Source organism: Pseudomonas sp. URMO17WK12:I12 (assembly GCF_000514395.1).
GTDB lineage: Bacteria > Pseudomonadota > Gammaproteobacteria > Pseudomonadales > Pseudomonadaceae > Aquipseudomonas > Aquipseudomonas mucoides.
In genome coordinates this window covers 415009-441030 of sequence record NZ_KI911392.1, presented here as the reverse complement: position 1 = coordinate 441030, position 26022 = coordinate 415009, and the positions used below count along the sequence as shown (strand labels likewise).

The window sequence follows — 26022 nt, the reverse complement described above, 5'->3', positions numbered from 1 at the left end:
CCGCTTGGGGTATACTCGCTTCACTCCCTGGGGTGCTTGCCAGTTGACCACGTCCCTGAGCCGATTCGCACTACCCTGGAGGCTGCACGTTGGGCTGGTGTGCATGTCCGCTAGACGGAAAGCCTTAAAGCCTACTGCATCTTCCACCTTGAACTTTCGGGTTCAAGGGCTAAGTCAGCAGCGGTTCATCCGGGGAGCCTGATTTCAGTCCGATGCCGGTTTAAATACCGGCATCGGCTTTTTTACGGGTACGCTTTACGTATTCGTCCTGTCGAAGCCTGAATCCATGACCGAACCTGCGCTGCTGCCCCGCCCGCAACTTCGACGCATGCTGCGCAAGGCCCGTCGCGCACTGACACCCAGTCAACAGCGCCAGGCTGCTCGCGGGCTGTACAAGCAATTGGCCCAACAGCCGTTGTTTCGCCGCGCCAAGCACATCTCCCTGTACCTGCCAACCGACGGTGAAATCGACCCGCGCATCCTGCTGCGTGCCGCTCAACGCCGGGGCAAGGCCACGTATCTGCCGGTGCTCAGTGCCTGGCCGCGCACCAAAATGGTCTTCCAGCGCATTCGCCCCGGCGAAAAACTCAAACCCAACCGCTTTCGAATTCTCGAACCCCGGCACAACCTCGCCCGACAACGTAAAGTCTGGGCACTGGATCTGGTGCTGTTGCCGCTGGTGGGGTTTGACGATGTCGGCGGGCGTCTGGGCATGGGCGGCGGCTTCTACGATCGAAGCCTGGCGTACCTGGCCCGCCGCAAAACCTGGCGCAAGCCGACGCTGCTGGGGCTGGCCCATGAATGTCAGAAAGTCGAACGATTGGCTCAGGCGAGCTGGGATGTGCCGTTGCAAGGCACGGTGACAGACAAGGCGTGGTATTTCGCAGGGTAGACGCCACTGCGATCAGCGGCGTCCAAAAGACAGGTTTAGCGCTTGAACGCCGATGGCTGCTGTTGCTGCTGCGCGATTTCGATCGGCGCATCGGTCTTGTTATTCCACAGGCTTTGGGCATAACCGGTGGTTACGACGCCAAGGCCGAACAAAATAACCAAAATCCATAGTAAATCCGGTTTGCGTTTCATCGATTGCCCCCCAAAGGCACATCAACACGATGACAGCAGCGGTTCCGTTTCAGGTGTAGGCCGTGCAGCAGCGTCAAGCTTAGAAGGCCGGCATTTTGCGACAACGTGAACTGACACGCAAACGCTGGCGTCAACCGACTGTCGGTTTGTCATAAAATTGCCTGACAACCTGTCCACTCACCTCGCAAGGAGCAAAATCCATGGCCTATTGGCTGATGAAGTCCGAGCCCGACGAACTCTCGATCAAAGGTCTGGAGAAACTTGGCCGAGCGCGCTGGGACGGGGTTCGTAACTATCAGGCGCGTAATTTTTTGCGCGCCATGGCGGTCGGTGACGCGTTTTTCTTCTATCACTCCAGCTGCCCGGAGCCGGGAATTGCCGGCATTGGAAAAATTGTCGAAGCGGCGTATCCGGACCCGACGGCGCTGGAGCCGGAGAGTCATTACTACGATCCAAAGGCCAGCGCCGAGAAAAACGCCTGGAGCGCGATTGATGTCGAGCATGTCGAGACGTTTGCCAAGGTGTTGAAGCTGGATTATTTGAAGCAGCAAGCGGCGTTGGCCGAGATGCCACTGGTGCAGAAGGGGTCGAGATTGTCGGTGATGCCGGTGACGGCCGAGCAATGGGCAGCGGTACTCGATTTACGTTAAATCGGGCAGAACCACCCGGTCATCCTCTTTTCTGCGCTCAATAGCGTTAGGCTTGGCCCTCAGTTGACTGGTATCAACTCGCCCCGGCGTTCGATCAACCAGACTAGGACGCAACAGCCGCAGGATGCCCGCATGTCTACGCACAGTCGCTCTTCAATATTGTTTGCCAGTGCTTTAGTGATACTGCTGCTGGGCGCCGGGGGCTTTGGCTACTGGAAGTCGATGCATGACCGCTTGCCCGAAGGCTTGTATGTCGGCAATGGCCGCCTCGAAGCCACCGAAGTACAGATCGCCAGCAAAACACCCGGGCGACTGGCCGAAGTACTCGTCGATGAAGGCGACAAGGTCAGCAAAGGCCAACTGCTGGCCCGCATGGACACCCGTACCCTTGAAGCCCAACGCAACCAGGCCGAAGCCGAAGTATTGCGCGCCCGGGAGAACCTCACCGCCGCACAAGCCAACGTGCAATTACGCCTGAGCGAGCAACTGCTCGCCCAACAGGAACTCAGTCGTTCCGAGACGCTGTTCAAACACGGTTTCGTGAGCGGTCAGATCATCGATCAGCAGCAGGCGCGTATTGGCACGGGCAATGCCGCCGTTGCAGCGGCCCGCGCACAAGAGTCTGCGGTCGGTGCTGCCATTGGCGCTGCGCAAGCGCAAGTCGCGCAGTTGAACAGTGAAATCGACGACAGCAGTTTGCGAGCCCCTATCGACGGAGTGATCCAGCTGCGCATGGCCGAACCGGGCGAAGTGCTCGGTGCGGGCGGACGCGTATTAGTGCTGATCGACCCGAACGATCAATACATGAACCTCTACCTGCCGACCTCCGTGACCGGACGCCTGGCGGTGGGCGATGAAGCGCGAATTTTGCTTGATGCCCTGCCCGACCGCCCGCTGCCGGCGAAGGTCAGCTTTGTCGCGGCCAAGTCGCAGTTCACCCCCAAAGAAGTCGAGACCCGCGATGAGCGGCAAAAACTCGTGTTTCGGGTCAAGTTACGTTTGACTGATCCCGGGGCCATGCCCCAGGCCAAACCCGGCATGCCCGGCGCCGGTTATGTGCGCACCGCCCCTGTTGGCTGGCCGGCTAATCTGCAATGACCAGCCTGGCGGTTCAAGCTTGCGCAATCGAACATCGTTACGGCACATATCAGGCGCTGAATGACATCACATTCAGCCTGCCCGCCGGAACCCGGTGTGGGTTGATTGGTCCCGATGGGGCCGGCAAATCGAGTCTGCTGGGACTGATCGCCGGCGTGAAAAAGCTGCAGCAAGGGCAACTGAATGTACTCGACGGGGCGATCCAGAACCGCCGCCATCGCAACACCCTCTACGCGCGTATTGCCTTCATGCCCCAAGGCCTGGGCGGCAACCTTTACCCTGAGTTGTCGATCAGCGAGAACATTCAGTTTTTCGCCACCTTGTTTGGCCTGTCAAAAGCCGAATGCAATCAGCGTATGCACAATCTGTTACTGGCCACCGACCTGTTGCACTTCGCCGATCGACCGGCAGGCAAATTGTCCGGTGGCATGAAACAGAAGCTGGGCCTGTGTTGTGCGCTGATCCATGAACCGGACCTGTTGATCCTCGATGAACCGACAACCGGCGTCGATCCGTTATCCCGTCGGCGGTTCTGGGAGCTGGTTGACGATGTGCGGCGCCAGCGTCCACAACTGACGTTATTGGTCGCCACCGCCTATATGGAGGAAGCCGAGCAGTTCGAACATTGCCTGATGCTTGATGGCGGCAAGCTGATTGCCACTGGGTTGACCAAGGAATTACGGGCTGTAACAACGAGCGGCAAACTCGACGAAGCCTTCACCCATTATCAGGGCGACGGCAGCCATGACCCGCAGCCTCTGGTGATTCCACCGGGAACCGGCACCGCCACCGATATCGCCATCGAGGCCCACGATCTGACCCTGCGCTTCGGCGACTTCACTGCCGTAGACAAGGTCAGCTTCGCCATCGGTCGTGGCGAAATCTTTGGCTTCCTCGGGTCCAACGGCTGCGGCAAAACCACCACAATGAAAGTCCTGACCGGGCTGATACCGGCCAGCGAAGGCAGCGCCACGCTGCTGGGCAATCCGGTGGATGCCAAGGATTTGGCCACCCGCAAACGCGTCGGGTTCATGTCGCAGAGCTTTTCGCTGTATGGCGAACTCAGTGTGCGGCAGAACCTGGAGCTGCATGCACGGCTGTTCGATTTGCCTAAAGTCGACAGCGCACAACGCATCGAAGAGCTGATCCAGCGTTTCAATCTGGGCAGCGTGTGCGAACAGCAGTCCGCAGCATTGCCATTGGGCTTGCGCCAACGCCTGTCCCTGGCGGTAGCGGTGCTGCATCGGCCGGAAGTCTTGATTCTCGACGAACCGACCTCCGGTGTAGACCCGGCGGCACGGGACGATTTTTGGCGACTACTGATCGAGTTGTCCCGAGAGCAAGGTGTGACCATCTTCCTCTCTACCCATTTCATGAACGAAGCCCAACGCTGCGATCGCATCTCGTTGATGCATGCCGGCAAGGTACTGGCTTGCGATACACCGGCAGCCCTTCAACAACAATTCAAAGGTGAGACGCTGGAAGCTGCGTTCGTCACCTGCCTGGAGCAAGCCCAAGGCACCTGCGAACCACCCAAACCGGCAGAGCCTGCAAATGCGCCTGTCACGCCGGCCACGCCGGCCACGCCCCTGAAGGATCGCGGTTTCAGTCCCGGCCGCCTGATGGCGGTGGCCAGTCGTGAGGGCAAGGAACTGCTGCGCGACAAAGTGCGGATGGCGTTTGCCCTGCTCGGGGCCATCTTCATGATGGTGATCTTCGGTTATGGCATTTCCCTGGACGTCGAGAAGCTCGCGTTCGCTGTCTACGATCAGGATCAGACACCACAGAGTCGCGCGTACCTGGAGGCCTTCCGCGGCTCTCGGTACTTCGACGAGCAAGCGCCCATCCAGGACGCCAAAGAACTGCATCGTCGCCTTCAGCGCTCTGAAATCAAACTGGCACTTGAGGTGCCTCCCGGTTTTGGCCGGGATCTGTACGCCGGACGCCAACCTGCCGTGGCGGCCTGGCTCGATGGCGGTATGCCGTTTCGCGCCGAGACGAGCCGCAACTACGTCGAGGCGGTGCACCAGGCCAATATCGAACAACTGGCCGAACAAAGCAGCCCGGCGTTGAGCCGGCCAGCTGCCGCCCGACTGGAAACCCGCTTCCGCTACAACCAGGACGTGGTCAGCGTCAACGCCATCGGGCCCGGCGTCATGGCGCTGATTCTGGCGTTCATCCCGGCCATGCTCACGGCGCTGGGCATCGTGCGGGAGAAAGAACTGGGTTCGATCACCAACTTCTACGCCACACCGCTGACTCGACTCGAGTTCCTGTTGGGCAAACAGGCGCCCTATCTGGCAGTCAGCCTGATCAACCTTGCAGTGCTGGTCGCGATGAACCGATGGCTGTTTGGTGTGCCGTTCAAGGGCAGTTTCCTGACCCTGGCCTTCGGCGGGCTGCTCTATGTATTGGCGACAACCAGCATGGGTTTGTTGATTTCGGCCTTCACCCGAACCCAGATCGCCGCCATCCTCGGCACCATGATCATTACCAGCCTGCCCACCATCCAGTTTTCCGGCCTGATCGTGCCTCGTTCCTCCCTCGAAGGCGCTGCCGCCACAATGGGGATGCTGTTTCCGGCCGGGCACTTCCTTGATATCGCTGTAGGCACTTTCACGAAGGCTCTGGATATACGCCAGCTTTGGCCGCAATGCCTGGCGCTGTGCGGATTCTTCCTCGGGTTCACCGGGCTCAGCCTGGTCATGCTGAAAAAGCAGGAGGCCTGATGCACAAGTTTGCGCACATTCTGCGCCTGGGTCTCAAGGAACTGACAAGCCTGCGACACGACAGCGTGCTGCTGCTGTTTCTTTTTTACGCCTTTACGGTGGCGATCTACATGCCGGCTGCGGGCTCGGTAATTGGCGTACATAACGCCAGCGTGGCAATCGTGGATGAAGATCACAGCCTTGTGTCGCGACAACTGGCGCAGGCGCTGCAACCTCCGGAATTCCAACGGCCGGTCTTGTTGCCGTACGGGCAACTGGACCAGGTCATGGACAGTGGCAAGTACACATTTGTCATCAATGTGCCGGCAAACTTTCAGACCGACCTGCTGGCCGGTCGTCAGCCTGCCGTGCAAGTCAATGTCGACGCCACCGCCATGAGCCAGGCATTCATGGGCGCGGGGTATATAGGGCGAATTTTCCAGCGCGAGTTGTTGACCTACAGCGGTCAAAGCGATGTGGCGAGCAAAGCGCCCGTAATGTTGACCACCCGCTCCCTGTTCAACAGCAATCTGGAAGGCGGCTGGTTTCTGGCGGTGATTCAAATCGTCAACAACATCACGATCCTCGCCATCATTCTGACCGGCACAGCACTGCTGCGTGAACGGGAACACGGCACCCTCGACCACCTGTTGGTGCTACCGCTGACGGCGCTGGAAATCATGCTGGCGAAAATATGGAGCAACATGCTGGTGGTGGTGCTGTGCACCTGGCTGTCGCTTGAGGTGATAGTCAAAGGCGCGCTCGGTGTGCCGCTGGCCGGCTCCCTGAGTTTGTTTTTGCTGGTGACGGCGGTCTATCTGTTCGCCAGTACCGCACTGGGGATCTTTCTCGCCACCCTGGCTCGCTCGACGCCGCAATTCGGACTGCTGGCCATTCCGGTGATTATCCCGATGTTGCTGTTATCCGGCGGCAGCACACCGCTGGACAGCATGCCGCAATGGCTGCAATGGGTGATGCAGGGCTCGCCATCAACGCATTTTGTCAGCCTGAGCGCCGCCATTTTGTTTCGCGACGCCGGGTTGAGCGTGGTCTGGCCGGACTTGCTCGCGCTCACTGCCATAGGGATGCTGTTCTTTGCGATAGCGCTGATGCGGTTTCGCAAGAGTCTCGCGTCCTGAGGGGCCGAGTCGCCCCCTTCGTGAGCAAGCCCGCACACATTGGAGATGTGGCGTTCACAAAACCAATGTGAGAACGAACCTGCTCCGGGCGGCGTTCCGACGATGAGGCCAGCCCGGACAACGAATGACTTATTGAATGATGAGGTTGTTGAACAACAAATCTTCAACCACCGGCTTGCCGGTTTCGTCGTTCATCACTTGCTGAGTCTGCTTCAGGGCTTCCTGGCGCAGTTTTTCCTTGGCTTCGACGTTGCTCATCGTCTCGGCAGTCTGCTGTGCAAACAACGCCACCAGCTGATTGCGGATCAACGGTTCGTTGGCCTTCACCGCTTTGGTGGCGTCATCACCGGTCACGCGCAAGGCCACATCGGCTTTGTAGACCTTGAGCTTGGGCGTACCGTCCAGCCCGTAGTTACCCACGAACGGCGGGCTCAGGGTGATGTAATTGACCTTCGGAGCTTCACCTTCTTTGGCTTCTTCGGCCATCGCTGCCACAGGCAGAGACAGGGCCAGCAACAACATGATCCACGCTTTCACAATTCGCTCCTTATCCGGTTTGCGGCCTAGCATAACGACCCGCCGCTCAAGCACAAGCTTATGGCTGACTATCAGGGTCGGGCATGCTCGTTGACCCATCGACTCACACACCTACACTTATCGGCCATCACTCCCAAAGGAATAGCCCTGATGAAAGCCGTGCTGTGCAAAGCCTTCGGCCCTGCCGAATCGCTGGTGCTGGAAGACGTCGCCAGTCCTGTTGCGAAAAAGAATGAAATCCTGCTGGACGTGCACGCCGCCGGGGTGAATTTCCCGGACACGCTGATCATCGAGGGCAAATACCAGTTCAAACCGCCCTTCCCGTTTTCGCCGGGCGGTGAAGCGGCCGGCGTGGTCAGCGCGGTGGGCGAAAAGGTCAGCCACCTCAAGGTCGGCGATCGCGTCATGGCCCTGACTGGCTGGGGCAGCTTTGCCGAACAGGTCGCCGTGCCAGGCTACAACGTGCTGCCTATTCCATCCTCGATGGATTTCAACACCGCGGCCGCCTTCAGCATGACCTACGGCACGTCGATGCACGCGCTCAAGCAACGGGCAAACCTGCAACCGGGCGAAACTTTGCTGGTTCTCGGCGCTTCCGGCGGCGTAGGCCTGGCCGCCGTGGAAATCGGCAAAGCCATGGGCGCCCGCGTGATTGCCGCCGCCAGCAGCGCTGAAAAACTTGCCGTGGCCAAGGCGGCCGGTGCTGACGAACTGATCAACTACAGCGAAACCAGCCTCAAGGACGAGATCAAGCGCCTGACCGATGGCCAGGGCGCCGACGTGATCTACGACCCGGTTGGCGGCGACCTGTTTGACCAGGCCGTGCGCGCCATCGCCTGGAACGGCCGCCTGTTGGTGGTCGGTTTCGCCAGCGGACGCATTCCGGAATTCCCGGTCAACCTCGCGCTGCTCAAAGGTGCGGCCGTGGTGGGTGTGTTCTGGGGTTCGTTTGCCCAGCGCCAGCCGCAAGACAACGCGGCGAACTTCCAGCAACTGTTTGGCTGGTTTGCCGAGGGCAAGTTGAAACCGTTGGTGTCGCAGGTGTATCCGCTGAGCAATGCGGCGCAGGCGATCAATGATCTCGGCCAGCGCAAGGCGGTCGGGAAAGTCGTGGTTCAGGTTCGCTGAGCCGGAACATGCGGTCTGGAGTGTCCAGACCGCATTTTTATTGGCCGGGACTAAAGCAACGTCCGAACGTCCTCCGGCAGCAAGCTCACATACCTGCGCATCGGACTCGCCCGGCATTCCCTGACGATTCTAAATGCCTTTCCTGCAGAACGCCGCGACGTCCCATTCCACCGCAGGACATTTCCCAAAGCCTCGTCCTACCCGGACTGAAATGCGTCGTTAACGCCTGCAAAAGACATTTCCCACACCGCCCTTCACTTATACCTGTGCGACATGTTCATAAAGGAACACTCGATTGCCCACATTTCCGCTGTTTTGCTAATGCGAACCGGTGCTATTTTCGGTAACGAAACTGTAACATTCGCATCCGCAGTCAAAACAAGAAATCTGGAGCTCTTGAATGTTTGCTTTCTTTCGCCCTGCCGCACATCAGGCTCCATTGCCTGACGAACAAATCGATGACACGTACAAACGCCTTCGCTGGCAGATCTTTGCCGGGATATTCATTGGCTACGCGGGTTACTACCTGCTGCGCAAGAACTTCACCCTGGCGTTTCCGGACCTGATTGCCCAAGGCTACACAAAGGGTCAACTGGGCGTGGCCATGTCGGCGATTGCCATCGCCTACGGCCTGTCCAAGTTTTTGATGGGTATCGTGTCCGACCGCTCCAACCCGCGTTACTTCCTGCCCTTCGGCCTGGTGGTCTCCGCCGGGGTCATGTTCGTGTTCGGTTTCGCACCTTGGGCAACGTCCAGCGTGACCATGATGTTCATCCTGTTGTTCATCAACGGCTGGGCACAAGGCATGGGTTGGCCGCCAAGTGGCCGGACCATGGTGCACTGGTGGTCGCAGAAAGAACGCGGTCAAGTGGTGTCGGTGTGGAACACCGCGCATAACGTGGGCGGCGGTTTGATCGGTCCGTTGGCGATCCTCGGCATGGGCTGGTTCAACGACTGGCACAGCAAGTTCTATGTACCCGCCGCCGTGGCGCTGCTGGTCGCCGTGTTTGCCTTCATTGTGATGCGCGATACACCGCAATCGACCGGCCTGCCGCCGATCGAGAAATACAAAAACGATTACCCCGACGGCTACGACGCCAGCCACGAAGAAGAATTCAGCGCCAAGGACATCTTCGTCAAATACGTGCTGCGCAACAAAATGCTCTGGTTCATCGCCCTGGCCAACGTTTTCGTCTACCTGCTGCGCTACGGCATCCTCGACTGGGCGCCGACCTACCTCAAAGAGGTCAAGCACTTCGACTTCGACAAGACCTCGTGGGCTTACTTCCTGTACGAGTGGGCCGGTATTCCGGGCACGCTGCTGTGCGGCTGGATGTCGGACAAGATCTTCCGTGGCAACCGTGGCCTGACCGGCATGGTGTTCATGGCGTTGGTGACCGTCGCGACGATCGTGTACTGGCTGAACCCGCCCGGTAACCCGATGATCGACATGATCTCGCTGTTCGCCATCGGCTTCCTGATCTACGGCCCGGTGATGCTGGTCGGCTTGCAAGCGCTGGAACTGGTGCCGAAGAAAGCTGCCGGTACTGCCGCGGGCTTTACCGGCCTGTTCGGTTACCTGGGTGGTTCAGTCGCGGCCAGTGCCCTGATGGGCTACACCGTGGACTATTTTGGCTGGGATGGCGGCTTCATTCTGCTGGTGGTGGCCTGCCTGCTGGCGATGGCGTTCCTGGCGCCCACGCTGGGCCACAAGAACGTCGCCAGTCAGACCCGCGAAGCGATCGCCTGATCGGATTTTGATTTGCAGCGCTTGAGTCGCGCCTCCAGATTTCGGTCCGGCATGGCGTGGCTACGCAGGGCGTGGGCGGTCTGCTCGACATAATCGCGAGTGGTGCCGTAGCGCCCGCAAGCGTTTTCAAACACCTGGCTCAGCACGTGATCCGGCAAGTTGCCGGCATAGCTGGGCAGGTGGCGCTCCAATACAAACCCCAATGCCTGAACCTGGCTTCCGTCTTCAAGACGGCAGTTGAGCCAGTGTGGGCGATAGGACGGGAATGGCATTTCACGTTGCCACAGCGCATAAAGTGAGGCTTCAAGTTGTTCTTCGGGCAAGCGATAAGCGAAGCCGCTGCAAGAACCGCCACGATCCAGACCAAACACCAGGCCTGGCACTTCGGGTGTGCCGCGATGTTCGTGGGACCACAGGTACAAACCGCGATGGTAACCATGCACCCGGCCGCGCTTGCGTTCTACCGCGGCGCATTCAGGACGCCAGATCAGCGAACCGTAAGCGAACAACCAGACCGGCCCGCCCTTGTGGCGCGCCATGGTTGACTGCATGGAGCAGAGTAATTGTTCGTGCGTGAGTTGCGGCCCCAGATCGAGCCGCGGTGGGTAAGCCAGATTCAAAAAAGCAGATTCAACGGCATTCATGGCAATGGAGTTTCGGCCCTGCGAGTATTGCAAAATGTAAGCAACATTAACGTTATAGAACATATAGCAGTAATGGTGAAACGAAAAGTGCTAAAGGACGTATGCCCAATAAACAACAGAAGGGTTCAGGAACTGTTCATATACCCTAAGGTAATCTTGGCAATATTCTAAATACCAGAATGAAATATACATAAGCCATAGGCTCGATCAGATAGAACGCTACTGCCAGACTCCTCCTACATCCTCTTCTGATTTTCCGCCTGCTCGTACGCTGACGGCTATCACAAGAGACTGAATGATGAAAAAACCGTGGATTTACGGACTACTGGCAATGCTCTTGGCGCCGCTTTCACTGGCTGCCGAGACACCCCCCAAGGACACCGGCTCCTGGTATCTGCAGACCAGTGTTTACACCAAACACTATTCGCCCGACCCCGAGCACAATAACAATCAGGACCTGATTGGCCTTGAACGTGAGGCCCCGTCAGGCTGGGTGTTGGGCGGCGCCACTTTTCGCAACTCGTTCAGCCAGCGGTCTTATTACGCCTATGCGGGCAAACGATACGAGAGCGCCAACTATCCGGTGTATATAAAACTTACCGGTGGTCTCCTGGAGGGTTACAGCGGCAAGTATCAGGACAAGATCCCATTGAATCACTTCGGGGTGGCGCCGGTGATCATCCCCTCACTCGGCGCGCATTACGGACCGCTGGCGGCCGAACTGGTATTGCTCGGCTTCAACGCCGCCATGGTGACGACTGGCGTGCGCTTCTGACACGCCACAATGGCCTAGGATCTTGGCGCATACGCAAACACATCCGCACGCATTTGATGAGCATCCATCCCGGCTTCCACCAACGCATCCAGCGTGCCGTAGACCATGGCCGGTGAGCCGCTGGCGTAGACATGCAAGGCTTTGAGGTCCGGGAAATCCTCACACACCGCCTCATGCAGCATCCCGCAGCGTCCCTGCCAACCGCACTGATCACTGACGACCCTGTGCAGGAACAGATTGGGCAGCTTCAACCATTCATCCCAATGCTCGATCTCGTAAAAGTCTTCAGGACGACGCACGCCCCAGTACAGGTGCACCGGGTGCTTGAAGCCGCTGGCGCGGCAGTGTTCGATCAGGCTGTGGATCTGGCCCATGCCCGTGCCAGCGGCGATCAGTACCAACGGGCCATCCGGCAATTCCGCGAGATGGGTATCGCCGAAGGGCAGTTCGACTCGCACCATCCGATTGCGTTGCAGCTGCTCGATCAGGCTCAGCGCACTGCTTTCGCGTGCCAGCACATGAATTTCCAGATCGCGCCCGCCATGGGGAGCCGAGGCCAGCGAGAACGCGGACTTTTCGCCACTCTCACGCTCGATCATCAAATACTGACCTGCGTGATAGCGCGGTGGCTTGCCGGCCGGCGCGCGCAGACGCACACGCCAGGTATCGCCGCCGACGTCCCTGCATTCAATGACCTGACACGACACGCTGCGCACCGGCAGTTCTCCCAGCGCAAGCACGCCATCCCACAGCAAAATGCAGTCTTCCAGCGGCTCTGCTATGCAAGTGTAGAACTCGCCATGGTCGTGCACATTGCCGCTTTGTTCGACCCGCCCTTCCACCAGCAACGCCGCGCACACGTGGCAATTGCCGTTGCGGCAGCTTTGCGGGCATTCATAGCCCAGGCGCCGCGCACCATCGAGAATCCGCTCGCCGGGCAGAATATCCAGCACCGCTCCGGAGGGCTGCAAGGTTACACGCATCAATCTATTCCTAACTGATTCCAGATGGCATCGATCCGTTGGGTCACGGCGTCGTCCTTGACGATCACCCGGCCCCACTCGCGAGTGGTTTCGCCCGGCCATTTATGCGTGGCATCCAGGCCCATTTTCGAGCCCAGGCCTGAGACCGGCGAGGCGAAGTCGAGGTAGTCGATCGGCGTGTTGTCGATCATCACCGTGTCGCGCTTGGGGTCCATGCGCGTGGTGATGGCCCAGATCACGTCGTTCCAGTCCCGCGCGTTGATGTCGTCATCGGTGACGATAACGAACTTGGTGTACATGAACTGTCGCAAAAACGACCAGACACCGAGCATTACCCGCTTGGCGTGCCCCGGATACGACTTCTTCATGGTCACGATGGCCATGCGGTACGAGCAGCCTTCGGGCGGCAGGTAGAAATCGGTGATTTCCGGGAACTGTTTCTGCAGGATCGGCACGAACACTTCGTTCAGCGCCACGCCGAGAATCGCCGGCTCATCCGGCGGACGACCGGTGTAGGTGCTGTGATAGATCGGCTTGATCCGGTGGGTGATGCGCTCGACGGTGAACACCGGGAAGCTGTCGACTTCGTTGTAATAACCGGTGTGGTCGCCGTACGGGCCTTCATCGGCCATTTCGCCCGGATGGATCACGCCTTCGAGGATGATCTCGGCAGTCGCCGGAACTTGCAGGTCGTTGCCACGGCACTTCACCAGCTCGGTTCGGTTGCCGCGCAGCAGACCGGCGAAGGCGTATTCGGAGAGGCTGTCCGGCACCGGCGTCACGGCACCGAGGATGGTCGCCGGGTCAGCGCCCAACGCCACAGACACCGGGAACGGCTGGCCGGGATGCTTTTCACACCATTCGCGGTAATCCAGCGCGCCGCCACGGTGGCTCAACCAGCGCATGATGACCTTGTTGCGGCCAATCACTTGCTGACGGTAGATGCCGAGGTTCTGGCGGTCCTTGTTCGGACCTTTGGTGACGGTCAGGCCCCAGGTGATCAGCGGACCGACGTCGCCCGGCCAGCAGGTTTGCACGGGGAGCATCGCCAGATCGACGTCGTCGCCTTCGATGACCACTTCCTGGCACACCGCGTCTTTGACGACTTTCGGCGCCATGGCGATGATCTTGCGGAAGATCGGCAACTTCGACCAGGCGTCTTTCAGGCCCTTCGGCGGCTCGGGCTCCTTGAGGAACGCCAGCAGCTTGCCGATTTCGCGCAGCTCGCTGACCGCCTCGGCGCCCATGCCCATGGCGACCCGCTCGGGGGTGCCGAACAGGTTGCCGAGCACCGGAATGTCGTAGCCGGTCGGGTTCTCGAACAGCAGCGCCGGGCCTTTGGCCCGCAGTGTGCGATCACAGACTTCGGTCATCTCCAGCACTGGAGAGACGGGGATCTGGATGCGTTTCAACTCTCCGCGCTGCTCAAGCTGCTGCACGAAATCCCGAAGGTCCTTGAATTTCATTGACGATGGCACCCCTAAAATAGGCGTACATCCTACCTGCTCTGCCGTCCGCTGGCAGCTTATCGCTGATTACCTGACCGCATTTGAGTTGCCATTGCCGAGTGTTGCCCGGGCTTGCAAGCGCCTGAACAACGGCTCAAGTGCCGGCGCGATGAAGCGAGCCCCGACCTCGGACAGGTGATTGTCGTCGGTGTACAGCGAATGACCGTCGAGTTCGGCGCGGCAAAGACCTTCGTCATTACACAGCAGCGGTGCCGGATCGACCACGGTCACGCCCGGATTGGTGGCCGCTATTTGCGCGAACAACTGGCTGATGAAAGCCTGACGCTTGAAGTGCTCGGTCACCGGCAACCCAACGTCATCGGTTGGACGATGCAACATCGCCAGGCGGCTGAGGCGGTAAGGCGGACTGAACTGTTGCAGCGGCGCCTCCTTGACCAGCCAGACGCGATGCCCGCCATTGCGCAGTTGCCGGACGGTTGCCTGCAACCCTTCGGCCAGGCGTTGCTCGGCGATCGCCCGGTCATAACGGCCGCTGGAATCGCGCAGCACAAACCCGAGGTCGCCTTTCACATCGCCATAGAGGTACAGGCTCCAGCGTGCGACCAGCACGACATCGCCCACCGATTGTGGCTTCAAGGCCCGCTCGACCCGACGGTTGAAGCGGGCACACTGTGGCTCGTGTTCCAGCCCTTCAACCGGAATGCAGCCAGGGGAACTGGCGAGTATCACGCTGACCCCGTGTTTTTGCGCGCCGTCGTCGAATACCGGAATCAACGCCGTGGCATGACTGTCGCCCCAGACCAGCGCTTTTGATGCGGTCGGCGTGGACGTCCCGTAATGACAAAACAGCTTTTCATCAGGGGTTTTGTCGTTGGCCAGGCAGCGCATCAGTTCCGGGCGCCATTCTTTCCCTTTGGCGTATTGCAGGGCCTGGTCGGGCAGGCGCACGGGCAAACCATCGGTCCAGCGCAACGTCTGTCCGGCCAGCCCCAGCACCAGCACACCACACGCCGCCGCGAGCAGAATCTGCCGACGCCCCGCCAACAATCGCCGCTCGCGCAACGGCGTTTCGACGAACCGCCACGACAGATAACCCAACACCAGACTGAGCAGAATCAACCCCGAAATATCGAACGGGCCTGGCTCATCGACACTGGCATAGCTGGCAAAGACAAATACCGGCCAGTGCCACAGGTACCAGGAATAGGAAATCAGCCCGAGCCCGACCAACACACGGCTGGCGAGCAAGGCACCGACCAGGGTTTGCCGATGACCGTTGGCCCAGATCAACGCCACCACACCCAGCGTCGGCAGCAACGCGGCTGCGCCTGGGAACGGTGTGCTTTTGTCATAGCAGAACACGGCCAGCAGAATCAGAGCGGAGCCGGCCAGGCTCACCACTTGCGCGCCCGTAGAGGTCAGACGCCAACCGGTTCTTGGCGCAACCGCCAACATGGCGCCGGCCAACAACTCCCAGGCGCGCATCGGCAGCAGGAAAAAGGCTTTCTCGGGATGATGTGCCACGGCCCAGACGCTGAGCCCGAACGACACCAGCAACACGCCGAACAGCGCCAGTCGCCAATGCTTGAGGCGACTCGACAGCACCGTCAGCAGCAGCGGGAAGACAATATAGAACTGCTCTTCAACCGCCAGCGACCACGTGTGCAACAACGGCTTGAGGTCGGAAGCGACATCAAAATAACCGTCCTGACGCATAAACAGGAGGTTGGAAACGAACATCACCTGGTAACGCACCGAGCGGCCAAGCTCTTCGTAATCCTTGGGCGCCATCAGAAACCAGCCCACCGCCAGCACCGCGAGAATCATCACGAACAGCGCCGGCAGGATCCGCCGCGCACGACGTGCCCAGAAATCCACAAAGCTGAAGCGCCCGGCCTGGCGCTGATTCCAGATGATCGAGGTGATGAGATAGCCGGAAATCACAAAGAATATGTCGACGCCGACGAAGCCGCCGGTGAAGCCAGGAACACCAAAATGGAACAGCACCACCGCAATCACCGCGATTGCGCGCAAGCCGTCGATGTCCCTTCGGTAAGCAAGTGTGCTCATAAACAGGAATGCCAGTCAGTTGAAGTTGTTTGGGTCGCAGGCCCAATTCGCTTCTGTACTGACAAATCGCAGTCGCAAACCTCCCTTTTTTTTGCAAAAAAAATGGCGCCCCGAAGGACGCCATTTTTTAGCGGTTAAAAAAACCGTTTTACTTACGCTTCATCGACAAGAAGAACTCGTCGTTGGTCTTGGTCGTTTTCAGCTTGTCGACCAGGAACTCGATGGCAGCGATTTCGTCCATCGGGTGCAGCAGCTTGCGCAGGATCCACATGCGCTGCAACTCGTCGTCGGCCGTCAGCAACTCTTCGCGGCGGGTGCCGGAACGGTTGATGTTGATAGCCGGGAAGACGCGTTTTTCAGCGATACGACGGTCCAGAGGCAGTTCCATGTTGCCGGTGCCTTTGAATTCTTCGTAGATCACTTCGTCCATCTTCGAGCCGGTTTCAACCAGCGCGGTGGCGATGATGGTCAGCGAACCGCCTTCTTCGATGTTCCGCGCGGCGCCGAAGAAACGTTTCGGTTTCTCCAGGGCGTGGGCATCGACACCACCGGTGAGCACTTTGCCGGAGCTCGGGATCACGGTGTTGTAGGCGCGAGCCAGACGGGTGATGGAGTCGAGCAGGATCACCACGTCTTTCTTGTGTTCGACCAGGCGCTTGGCCTTCTCGATCACCATTTCGGCAACCTGCACGTGGCGGGTTGGCGGCTCATCGAACGTCGAGGCAACCACTTCGCCGCGCACGGTGCGCTGCATTTCGGTTACTTCTTCCGGACGTTCGTCGATCAGCAGCACGATCAGGTGAACTTCAGGATTGTTACGGGCGATGTTCGCTGCGATGTTCTGCAGCATGATGGTTTTACCGGCTTTCGGCGGTGCAACGATCAGACCGCGCTGGCCTTTGCCGATCGGGGCGCACAGGTCGATGACACGACCGGTCAGGTCTTCGGTGGAACCGTTGCCGGCTTCCATCTTCATGCGCACAGTCGGGAACAGCGGGGTCAGGTTCTCGAAGAGAATCTTGTTTTTCGCGTTCTCGGGACGATCGTAGTTGATCGTGTCGACCTTGAGCAGCGCGAAATAACGCTCGCCTTCCTTTGGAGGGCGGATCTTGCCAACGATGGTGTCACCGGTGCGCAAGTTGAAACGGCGGATCTGGCTCGGCGAGACGTAGATATCGTCCGGGCCGGCGAGATAGGAAGCGTCAGCGGAGCGCAGGAAGCCGAAGCCGTCCTGGAGAATCTCCAGCACGCCATCACCGGAGATTTCCTCGCCGCTTTTAGCGTGCTTTTTGAGCAGGGAGAAAATCACGTCCTGCTTGCGCGAACGGGCCATATTTTCTATGCCCATCTGTTCGGCCAATTCGAGCAGTTCGGTAATCGGCTTTTGCTTGAGTTCAGTCAGATTCATATAGGAATGACGTAATCATTTATGGAGGGGGGAAATTAAGCTTTTGGCTTAATGAGGCCGCGCCGCAGAGAAGGCGACAGGATCGCGTACTTATTCGAAAAGGAGTGCGTCGGCGACGGCTAGCAGGGGGCAATGGAGAAACCAGTGCGGGGCCGAATGTACCACCTGAGTTTCGGAGCGTCTAGCCCTGAATAACGAAAAGGCCCCGCAATGTGCGGGGCCTTTTTGATGACGCTTTGATCAACGCTTAGATGTTGGCGTCGAGGAAGGCAGCCAGTTGCGACTTGGACAGTGCGCCGACCTTGGTCGCTTCAACGTTGCCGTTCTTGAACAGCATCAGCGTCGGGATACCACGCACGCCATGCTTGGCCGGGGTTTCCTGGTTTTCGTCGATGTTCAGCTTGGCAACGGTCAGCTTGCCTTTGTAGGTTTCAGCAATCTCGTCCAGAACAGGAGCGATCATTTTGCATGGGCCGCACCATTCAGCCCAGTAGTCGACCAGTACAGCGCCTTCGGCCTTGAGTACGTCGGCCTCGAAGCTAGCGTCGCTAACGTGTTTGATAAGATCGCTGCTCATGGAAGTCTCCAGGTTGTAAGCAAAAAAACGTGGCCCATCATAGCCGCCCTTCCCTCGTTCAGGAAGGTGCAGATGATTGAGTCTCGCTATGGTGGTCCATGAGTTTGGGTATAGCTCAAGTCATGAGGTGGCGGGAGCGACGAAGGCAATACCTGTACGCAGCGCCGCGTTTCGTACATGTTCGTGCATCGCCTTCTGCGCAGCGCCAGAGGCCCGTCGAGTCAGCGCGCGGAGAATTTTGCGATGCTCTTGCCAGGTTTCCATGGCCCGCTCAGCCCGGATGAACGGTAGCTTCTGACTCTCCAGAAAGATCTCGGCGCTGGCGGTCAGGATGCTCAGCATCGCCTGATTGCCGCTGGCCAGCAGGATGCGCCGGTGAAACTCGAAATCCAGCCGCGCCGCCGCCTCGAAGTCGCCGGCCTTCAATTCCCGGCGCATGGCTGCGACATTGTCTTCCAGCGCATCGAGCTCTTGTGTGCTCAAGGTAATGGCCGCCAAACCGGCGGCAAACCCCTCAAGGGCATAACGCAACTGGAAGATATCCAGTGGTGAGGCCTGGGCAGCGAACGGCCAGCTCACCGCCGCCTCGTCACCCGACAGGTCCACCGGCGCCTGCACGAACACACCTTTGCCTGGCTGGATACTGATCACGCCCAGCGCACTCAGCGACGACAACGCCTCACGCAATGACGCGCGACTGACCCCCAACTGCACCGCCAGGTCCCGTTGCGAGGGCAAGGCATCGCCTGGCCCGAAGCCTTGCTCGGTGATCAGTTTGCGGATGGCCTGCAGGGCCACTTCAGGAACGGCGCGGGAGATCGAATTCATGGTTTTTCAAACAAGCCAGGCCAATGAGTGCTCAGTTGTAAAGCTAATCGCGACGCCCGGCAAGTCGTGCCCCATGGGGGTTCGGCCGTTTCCGGCGGTGCGCTATCGGGGTGCGAAACACAAGTTGACTGTTCAGACCAGTAAGACCGATCGACGCCAGTAAACCCGCGGCCTGCGCCCCCTGAAACCGACTCTTGGCATGGCCCGTGCTCTGTCGATCCGCAGCATTCACTTTTCGCCGATCCGGAGATTTGCCATGACCCAGCGTTACAGCGCCCTCCTTGCCGCCCTGTTTGCCAGCCTGATGCTGAGCCAGGCGCCCGCCCACGCCGACGGTCTGGAGGATGTGGTCAAACGCGGCATTCTCAAAGTCGCCGTGCCACAGGACTTCCCGCCATTCGGCTCGGTCGGCCCGGACATGAAACCGCGCGGCCTGGACATCGATACCGCAAAACTGCTGGCCGATGAGCTCAAGGTCAAACTCGAACTGACCCCGGTCAACAGCACTAACCGTATCCCGTTCCTGACCACCGGCAAGGTGGACCTGGTGATCTCCAGCCTCGGCAAGAACCCCGAGCGCGAGAAAGTCATCGACTTCTCCAGCGCCTACGCGCCGTTCTACCTCGCCGTGTTCGGTCCGCCAGACGCTGATATCAAAAGCCTGGACGACCTCAAGGGTAAAACCGTCAGCGTCACCCGTGGCGCCATCGAAGACATCGAACTGACCAAGGTGGCCCCCGAAGGCGTGACCATCAAGCGCTTCGAAGACAACAACTCGACCATCGCCGCCTACCTCGCCGGCCAGGTTGACCTGATCGCCAGCGGCAACGTGGTGATGGTGGCGATCAGCGAGAAAAGCCCGAAACGTGTGCCCGCATTGAAAGTGAAGCTCAAGGATTCGCCGGTCTACGTGGGTGTGAACAAGAACGAGCCGGCGCTGTTGGGCAAGGTCAACCAGATCCTCGCCACCGCCAGGACGGATGGCGCACTGGAGAAAAACTCCCGGACCTGGCTGAAAGAACCGTTGCCGGCCGATCTCTGATTTTCGCCAAGGAGACTGAGCATGGCTTATCAGTTCGACTTTCTGCCGGTGGTGCAAAACACCGACCTGTTGCTGCGCGGTGCGCTGTTCACCCTTGAGTTGACGGCCATTGGCGCTGTGCTCGGCGTCAGTCTGGGCATCGTCGGCGCGCTGGTACGGGCGTGGAATATTCGCCCGTTCTCGACGATTTTCGGGGTTTACGTCGAGCTGATCCGCAACACCCCGTTTCTGGTGCAGTTGTTTTTCATCTTTTTCGGATTGCCCTCCCTGGGTGTGCAGATTTCTGAATGGCAGGCCGCCGTGCTGGCGATGGTGATCAACCTGGGCGCCTATTCCACCGAGATCATCCGTGCCGGCATCCAGGCGATTCCCCGTGGGCAGCTTGAAGCCGCAGCCGCCTTGGCGATGAACCGCTTCGAAGCGTTCCGCCACGTCGTCTTGCTGCCAGCCCTGGGCAAAGTCTGGCCGGCGCTGAGCAGCCAGATCATCATCGTCATGCTGGGTTCGGCCGTCTGCTCGCAGATCGCGACAGAAGAGTTGAGTTTCGCCGCCAACTTCATTCAATCGCGCAACTTCCGCGCCTTTGAAACCTATGCCCTGACCACCCTGCTCTACCTGTGCATGGCGCTCGTGATCCGCCAGTTACTGAACTGGATCGGGCGCCGCTACATCGCCAGGAGCAGCCAATGAGTGATTTCACCTTTTGGGACGTCGTGCGCAACTTGCTCACGGGCCTGCAATGGACCCTGGCGCTGTCGCTGGTGGCATTTATCGGCGGCGGCTTGATCGGTTTGCTGATCATGGTCATGCGCATTTCGAAAAAAGCCCTGCCGCGTAACATCGCCCGCACGTACATCGAGTTGTTCCAGGGCACGCCGCTGTTGATGCAGCTGTTCCTGGTGTTCTTCGGCGTCGCCTTGGCCGGTGTGGACATTTCGCCATGGATGGCGGCGGCGCTGGCCCTGACGCTGTTCACCAGCGCCTATCTGGCGGAAATCTGGCGCGGTTGCGTCGACTCGATCCCCAACGGCCAGTGGGAAGCATCATCAAGCCTGGCGCTCAATCCGTTGGAGCAACTGCGTTACGTGATCCTGCCGCAAGCGCTGCGGATCGCCGTGGCGCCGACCGTGGGGTTTTCGGTGCAAGTGGTCAAGGGCACCGCCGTGACCTCCATCATCGGTTTCACCGAACTGACCAAGACCGGCGGCATGCTCGCCAACGCCACCTTCGAACCCTTCATGGTGTATGGCCTGGTTGCCCTCGGCTACTTCCTGCTCTGCTACCCCTTGTCCCTCAGCGCGCGCTACCTGGAAAGGAGACTGCATGCCTCTGCTTAGAATTTCCGCCCTGCATAAATATTATGGCGATCACCATGTGCTCAAAGGCATCGACCTGAGCGTCGAGGAAGGCCAGGTGGTGGCGATCATCGGCCGTAGCGGCTCGGGCAAATCCACATTGTTGCGCACATTGAACGGCCTGGAGTCGATCAACGATGGCGTGATCGAAGTCGACGGCGAATACCTCGACGCCGCCCGCGCGGACTTGCGCAGCTTGCGGCAGAAAGTCGGCATGGTGTTCCAGCAATTCAACCTGTTCCCGCACCTGACCGTGGGCGAGAACGTCATGCTCGCGCCACAGGTGGTGCAGAAAGTACCGAAAGCCAAAGCAACCGAGCTGGCGCGGCAGATGCTGGAACGTGTCGGGCTGGGCGAAAAGTTTGACGCCTTCCCTGACCGGCTGTCCGGCGGGCAGCAACAGCGGGTGGCCATTGCACGGGCGCTGGCGATGTCGCCCAAGGTGTTGCTGTGCGATGAAATTACCTCGGCACTGGACCCTGAACTGGTCAATGAAGTGCTGAGCGTGGTTCGGCAACTGGCCAGGGATGGGATGACGCTGATCATGGTCACCCACGAAATGCGCTTTGCCCGGGAGGTAGGGGACAAGTTGGTGTTCATGCATCAGGGCAAGGTGCATGAGGTGGGGGATCCGAAAGTGCTGTTTGCCAATCCGCAGACGGCGGAGCTGGCGAATTTCATAGGGACGGTGGAAGCGGCAGGCTGAAGAATATTCAGGGCCTTCGAGGCCGCCTTCGCGGGCAAGCCCGCTCCCACAGGGTTCTCTGTTGGAACGCGATCATGTGCTCGACGCAAAAACCTGTGGGAGCGGGCTCGCCCGCGAAGAGGCCATCTGCAACGCCACGAATGCCCCCGCGATAAAAGATCGCAGCCTTCGGCAGCTCCTACGCGTTGGCGCCAGCCTTTGATCGTGGCACGATGTCGAGGTTATCGACCGAGACCCCCTGACCATGCCGCAATCCCAAGCCAAGAATCTGTCCCTGATCGCCGCAATCGACCTGGGCTCCAACAGCTTTCACATGGTCGTGGCCAAGGCCCAGAACGGCGAAATCCGTATTCTCGAGCGTCTCGGGGAGAAGGTTCAGCTGGCCGCCGGCATCGACGAAGAGCGCCATCTCAACGAAGAATCCATGCAACGCGGGCTCGACTGCCTCAAGCGCTTTGCCCAACTGATCAACGGCATGCCCACGGGCGCCGTGCGGATCGTCGGCACCAACGCCCTGCGCGAGGCCCGTAACCGCGCCGAATTTATCCGCCGCGCCGAAGACATCCTCGGCCATCCGGTGGAAGTCATCTCCGGCCGTGAAGAAGCGCGCCTGATTTACCTCGGCGTGTCCCACACCCTCGCCGACACCCCGGGCAAACGCCTGGTGGCCGACATCGGCGGCGGCAGTACCGAGTTCATCATTGGCCAGCGCTTCGAGCCGCTGTTGCGCGAAAGCCTGCAAATGGGCTGCGTCAGCTACACCCAGCGCTATTTCAAGGACGGCAAGATCACCCCGGCCCGTTACGCCCAGGCGTACACCGCGGCACGGCTGGAGATCATGAGCATCGAGCACGCCCTGCACCGCCTGACCTGGGATGAAGCCATCGGCTCCTCGGGCACCATCCGCGCCATCGGCCTGGCGCTGAAGGCCGGCGGCCACGGCACGGGCGAGGTGAATGCTGAGGGCCTGGCCTGGCTCAAACGCAAACTGATCAAGCTCGGCGACGTCGAGAAAATCGACTTTGACGGTATCAAGCCCGACCGCCGGGCGATTTTCCCGGCGGGTTTGGCAATCCTCGAGGCAATTTTCGACGCCCTCGAACTTCAGCGCATGGACCACTGCGAAGGCGCCCTGCGTGAAGGCGTGCTCTATGATCTACTGGGCCGTCATCACCACGAAGACGTCCGTGAGCGCACGCTCAGCTCGCTGATGGAGCGTTATCACGTCGACCTGGAACAAGCGGCGCGGGTCGAGCGCAAGGCCCTACACGCCTTCGATCAAGTGGCCAAGGATTGGGACCTGGATGACGGTGTCTGGCGCGAACTGCTGGGCTGGGCCGCCAAGGTCCACGAAGTGGGCCTGGACATTGCTCACTATCAGTACCACAAGCATGGCGCCTACCTGATCGAGCACTCTGACCTCGCCGGGTTCTCCCGCGAGGACCAGCAAATGCTCGCACTGCTGGTGCGCGGCCACCGACGCAACATTCCCAAGGACAAATTCGCCGAGTTCGGTGATGACGGCATCAAGCTGATTCGCCTGTGCGTGCTGCTGCGCTTTGCGATCCTGTTCCATCACATCCGCGGCACCCAGCAAATGCCTCAAGTGGAACTGCACGCCAATGGCAACAGCCTGGAGGTGGTGTTCCCGGACCAATGGCTGGACGAAAACCAACTGACCCAGGCCGACTTCGCCATCGAAGCGGAATGGCTCACCCGCGTCGACATTGTCCTGAACGCCCGCTGAAAACCCGCTAAACGTAAAAAGGGCGATCCAATGGATCGCCCTTTTTTGTGCCCGCGATTCAGCGAGCGACACACCTCCCCTGTGGGTTAGCGCACCGTCAGGATCGGGCTGCCCAAACGCTCCAACAAGGTTGCCTGCGCACTGCGCGGGTTCTGGTTGCCGGTTGGCGTGTTACGGATGTAACGACCGTCAGACTGCAGGCTCCAGCTGTGCGTGTTGTCGGTGAGGTACAGCTCCAGCTCTTTCTTGACCCGCACAATCAGCTTGCGACCTTCCACCGGGAAGCAGGTCTCGACGCGCTTGTCGAGGTTGCGCTCCATCCAGTCGGCACTGGAGAGGAACATCTGCTCGTCGCCGCCATTGAGGAAGTAGAAGACCCGGGTGTGCTCCAGAAAACGGCCGATGATCGAGCGCACGTGGATGTTGTGCGAAACCCCGGCGATGCCCGGACGCAAGCAGCACATGCCGCGTACGACGAGGTCGATGCGCACGCCCGACTGGCTGGCCTTGTACAGCGCGCGGATGATCTTCGGATCGGTCAGCGAGTTGAACTTGGCGATGATGTGCGCCGGTTTGCCGTCGAGGGCAAACTGAGTCTCCCGGGCAATCATGTCGAGCATGCCCTTCTTCAGCGTGAACGGCGCATGCAGCAGCTTCTTCATGCGCAGGGTCTTGCCCATGCCGATCAGCTGGCTGAACAGTTTGCCGACGTCTTCGCACAAGGCGTCGTCGGAGGTCAGCAGGCTGTAGTCGGTGTAGAGGCGCGCGTTGCCGGCGTGATAGTTGCCTGTGCCCAAGTGCGCGTAACGGACGATTTCCCCCGCCTCGCGACGCAGGATCAGCATCATCTTGGCGTGGGTCTTGAAACCGACCACCCCGTAGATCACCACCGCACCGGCCGCTTGCAGACGGCTGGCCAGTTGCAGGTTCGACTCTTCGTCAAAGCGTGCGCGCAATTCGATCACCGCCGTGACCTCTTTGCCGTTACGCGCGGCATCCACCAGCGCATCGACGATTTCCGAGTTGGCGCCCGAACGGTACAGGGTCTGGCGCACGGCCAGAACGTGCGGGTCCTTGGCGGCCTGACGCAGCAGGTCGACCACCGGGGTAAACGATTCGAACGGGTGCAACAGCAGGATGTCCTGCTTGCTGATCACGCTGAAGATGTTCTCGCTGTTTTGCAGCAGTTTCGGGATCTGTGGCGTGAATGGCAGGTATTGCAGCTCGCGCTGGCTGTCCAGGCCGGTGATGCTGAACAGACGCGTCAGGTTCACCGGACCGTTGACCTGATACAGCTCGGACTCGCTCAGGTTGAATTGCTTGAGCAGGTAGTCCGACAGGTGTTTCGGGCAGGTATCCGCCACTTCCAGACGCACCGCGTCACCGTAGCGACGCGAGAACAACTCACCGCGCAGTGCGCGGGCCAGGTCTTCCACATCCTCGGAATCCAGCGCCAGGTCGGCGTTTCGGGTCAGACGGAACTGATAGCAGCCCTTGACCTTCATGCCCTGGAACAAGTCATCAGCGTGAGCGTGGATCATCGACGACAGGAACACATAGTTGTCGCCGGCGCCGCCGACCTCTTCCGGCACCTTGATCACTCGCGGCAGCAGGCGCGGTGCCGGGATGATCGCCAGACCGGAATCGCGACCGAAGGCGTCGATGCCTTCGAGTTCGACGATGAAGTTCAGGCTCTTGTTCACCAGCAACGGGAACGGGTGCGTCGGGTCGAGGCCGATCGGGGTGATGATCGGCGCGATCTCGTCGCGAAAATAACGGCGGACCCAGGTCTTGAGCTTGGTAGTCCAATAACGACGACGGATGAAGCGGACCTGATGTTTCTCCAGTTCCGGCAACAGAATGTCGTTGAGGATCGCGTACTGGCGGTCAACGTGACCGTGCACCAGCTCGCTGATGCGGGCCAGGGCCTGATGCGGTTGCAGGCCATCGGCGCCGGCTTGTTCACGGGCGAAGGTGATCTGCTTCTTCAGGCCGGCCACACGAATTTCGAAGAACTCGTCCAGGTTGCTGGAGAAGATCAGCAGAAATTTCAGCCGTTCCAGCAAAGGATAGGACTCATCCAGCGCCTGTTCCAGCACGCGGATGTTGAATTGCAGTTGCGAGAGCTCGCGGTGGATGTACAGGCTGCTGTCATCCAGACCGGGAATGGCAATCGCCGGCGCCGCGGCTGCGACAGCGGTTTCGGCCACCACCGCAGGCGGAGCAGGCACCAGCTCCGGCGGGGTTTCGGCGATTTGCTCGACCAGGGGTTGAGCCTCTTTTACGGCAACTTCAGTGAGTCCTTCGGTATTCATGGAATGTTCC

General features: G+C 59.7%; 23 protein-coding genes and 1 other RNA gene. 14 read left to right on the top strand and 10 right to left on the bottom strand.

Annotated elements, in window-relative coordinates; translation table 11 throughout:
* Positions 1-21 precede the first annotated feature (21 nt).
* Together ssrS and D882_RS0128990 are read left to right on the top strand one after the other, a co-directional pair.
* Positions 22-200: non-coding RNA, 6S RNA (gene ssrS / locus D882_RS1000000132465), on the top strand.
* An 86-nt stretch (positions 201-286) separates the two neighbouring features.
* A complete protein-coding gene (locus D882_RS0128990; RefSeq protein ID WP_027926456.1) occupies positions 287-892 on the top strand; it encodes a 5-formyltetrahydrofolate cyclo-ligase in 606 nt (201 codons plus the stop codon).
* A 35-nt stretch (positions 893-927) separates the two neighbouring features.
* Here D882_RS0128990 and D882_RS1000000132960 read toward each other — a convergent pair whose 3' ends face one another.
* On the bottom strand, positions 928-1083 hold the full coding sequence (locus tag D882_RS1000000132960) for a hypothetical protein (RefSeq protein ID WP_172825923.1): 156 nt from the start codon (positions 1081-1083) through the stop codon (positions 928-930).
* Positions 1084-1283: 200 nt separating this feature from the next.
* On the opposite strand from D882_RS1000000132960, the gene D882_RS0128980 reads away from it, so the two are divergent.
* The 4 genes from D882_RS0128980 (at position 1284) to D882_RS0128965 (ending at position 6678) form a co-directional block, all read left to right on the top strand.
* Complete coding sequence (locus D882_RS0128980; RefSeq protein ID WP_027926455.1) at positions 1284-1733, top strand: EVE domain-containing protein; 450 nt, start codon at positions 1284-1286, stop codon at positions 1731-1733.
* Between the two features lie 132 nt (positions 1734-1865).
* Entirely contained in the window at positions 1866-2831 is a 966-nt protein-coding gene (locus tag D882_RS0128975) for an HlyD family secretion protein (RefSeq protein WP_027926454.1), read from the top strand.
* Positions 2828-5560: a ribosome-associated ATPase/putative transporter RbbA gene (gene rbbA / locus D882_RS0128970; RefSeq protein ID WP_027926453.1), complete on the top strand. Its 2733-nt coding sequence runs from the start codon at positions 2828-2830 to the stop codon at positions 5558-5560. Before D882_RS0128975 ends, rbbA begins: the two co-directional genes overlap by 4 nt.
* Positions 5560-6678, top strand: a complete 1119-nt coding sequence (locus D882_RS0128965; RefSeq protein WP_027926452.1) for an ABC transporter permease — start codon at positions 5560-5562, stop codon at positions 6676-6678. The genes rbbA and D882_RS0128965 overlap by 1 nt, the downstream gene beginning before the upstream one ends.
* 129 nt (positions 6679-6807) lie before the next feature.
* Here the strand turns inward: D882_RS0128965 and D882_RS0128960 are convergent, their stop codons facing one another.
* Positions 6808-7215, bottom strand: coding sequence for a flagellar basal body-associated protein FliL (locus D882_RS0128960; protein ID WP_027926451.1), 408 nt, complete (start codon positions 7213-7215; stop codon positions 6808-6810).
* Positions 7216-7365: 150 nt separating this feature from the next.
* Here D882_RS0128960 and D882_RS0128955 point away from each other — a divergent pair, with 150 nt between their 5' ends.
* Positions 7366-8343 (top strand): NADPH:quinone oxidoreductase family protein, encoded by a 978-nt coding sequence (locus D882_RS0128955; protein WP_027926450.1) that lies wholly within the window; start codon positions 7366-7368, stop codon positions 8341-8343.
* A 400-nt stretch (positions 8344-8743) separates the two neighbouring features.
* Entirely contained in the window at positions 8744-10093 is a 1350-nt protein-coding gene (gene glpT, locus D882_RS0128950) for a glycerol-3-phosphate transporter (protein ID WP_027926449.1), read from the top strand.
* Here the strand turns inward: glpT and D882_RS0128945 are convergent.
* Positions 10069-10737: a gamma-glutamylcyclotransferase gene (locus D882_RS0128945; protein ID WP_027926448.1), complete on the bottom strand. Its 669-nt coding sequence runs from the start codon at positions 10735-10737 to the stop codon at positions 10069-10071. The genes glpT and D882_RS0128945 overlap by 25 nt on opposite strands.
* Positions 10738-11035: 298 nt before the next feature.
* On the opposite strand from D882_RS0128945, the gene D882_RS0128940 reads away from it, so the two are divergent.
* The gene (locus tag D882_RS0128940) at positions 11036-11512 is read left to right on the top strand and encodes a hypothetical protein (RefSeq protein ID WP_027926447.1); all 477 of its coding nucleotides are present in this window, start codon (positions 11036-11038) and stop codon (positions 11510-11512) included.
* A 14-nt stretch (positions 11513-11526) separates the two neighbouring features.
* Here the strand turns inward: D882_RS0128940 and D882_RS0128935 are convergent, their stop codons facing one another.
* The 6 genes from D882_RS0128935 to D882_RS0128910 all read right to left on the bottom strand — a co-directional run bounded on the left by D882_RS0128935 (position 11527) and on the right by D882_RS0128910 (position 18847).
* The gene (locus D882_RS0128935; RefSeq protein ID WP_027926446.1) at positions 11527-12495 is read right to left on the bottom strand and encodes a CDP-6-deoxy-delta-3,4-glucoseen reductase; all 969 of its coding nucleotides are present in this window, start codon (positions 12493-12495) and stop codon (positions 11527-11529) included.
* Positions 12495-13961: a 4-hydroxy-3-polyprenylbenzoate decarboxylase gene (gene ubiD / locus D882_RS0128930; protein WP_007942423.1), complete on the bottom strand. Its 1467-nt coding sequence runs from the start codon at positions 13959-13961 to the stop codon at positions 12495-12497. The genes D882_RS0128935 and ubiD overlap by 1 nt, the downstream gene beginning before the upstream one ends.
* Before the next feature lie 69 nt (positions 13962-14030).
* A complete protein-coding gene (locus D882_RS0128925; RefSeq protein WP_027926445.1) occupies positions 14031-16034 on the bottom strand; it encodes an acyltransferase family protein in 2004 nt (667 codons plus the stop codon).
* 148 nt (positions 16035-16182) lie between these two features.
* A complete protein-coding gene (gene rho / locus D882_RS0128920; RefSeq protein ID WP_007942421.1) occupies positions 16183-17442 on the bottom strand; it encodes a transcription termination factor Rho in 1260 nt (419 codons plus the stop codon).
* Between the two features lie 247 nt (positions 17443-17689).
* Positions 17690-18019 (bottom strand): thioredoxin TrxA, encoded by a 330-nt coding sequence (trxA, locus tag D882_RS0128915; RefSeq protein WP_003206727.1) that lies wholly within the window; start codon positions 18017-18019, stop codon positions 17690-17692.
* A gap of 120 nt (positions 18020-18139) precedes the next feature.
* Positions 18140-18847 carry a FadR/GntR family transcriptional regulator gene (locus D882_RS0128910; protein WP_027926444.1) on the bottom strand — a complete coding sequence of 236 codons (708 nt, stop codon included), beginning with the start codon at positions 18845-18847 and terminating at the stop codon, positions 18140-18142.
* Between the two features lie 256 nt (positions 18848-19103).
* Here D882_RS0128910 and D882_RS0128905 point away from each other — a divergent pair, with 256 nt between their 5' ends.
* The 5 genes from D882_RS0128905 (at position 19104) to ppx (ending at position 23697) form a co-directional block, all read left to right on the top strand.
* Entirely contained in the window at positions 19104-19889 is a 786-nt protein-coding gene (locus D882_RS0128905) for a transporter substrate-binding domain-containing protein (RefSeq protein WP_027926443.1), read from the top strand.
* A gap of 21 nt (positions 19890-19910) precedes the next feature.
* Positions 19911-20579 carry an amino acid ABC transporter permease gene (locus D882_RS0128900; RefSeq protein ID WP_027926442.1) on the top strand — a complete coding sequence of 223 codons (669 nt, stop codon included), beginning with the start codon at positions 19911-19913 and terminating at the stop codon, positions 20577-20579.
* Positions 20576-21226: an amino acid ABC transporter permease gene (locus tag D882_RS0128895; protein ID WP_027926441.1), complete on the top strand. Its 651-nt coding sequence runs from the start codon at positions 20576-20578 to the stop codon at positions 21224-21226. The genes D882_RS0128900 and D882_RS0128895 overlap by 4 nt, the downstream gene beginning before the upstream one ends.
* Entirely contained in the window at positions 21213-21950 is a 738-nt protein-coding gene (locus tag D882_RS0128890; RefSeq protein WP_027926440.1) for an amino acid ABC transporter ATP-binding protein, read from the top strand. The genes D882_RS0128895 and D882_RS0128890 overlap by 14 nt, the downstream gene beginning before the upstream one ends.
* 244 nt (positions 21951-22194) lie before the next feature.
* Complete coding sequence (gene ppx / locus D882_RS0128885; protein WP_027926439.1) at positions 22195-23697, top strand: exopolyphosphatase; 1503 nt, start codon at positions 22195-22197, stop codon at positions 23695-23697.
* An 86-nt stretch (positions 23698-23783) separates the two neighbouring features.
* On the opposite strand, the gene ppk1 is transcribed toward ppx, so the two are convergent.
* Positions 23784-26012 carry a polyphosphate kinase 1 gene (ppk1, locus tag D882_RS0128880; protein WP_027926438.1) on the bottom strand — a complete coding sequence of 743 codons (2229 nt, stop codon included), beginning with the start codon at positions 26010-26012 and terminating at the stop codon, positions 23784-23786.
* Positions 26013-26022 lie beyond the last annotated feature (10 nt).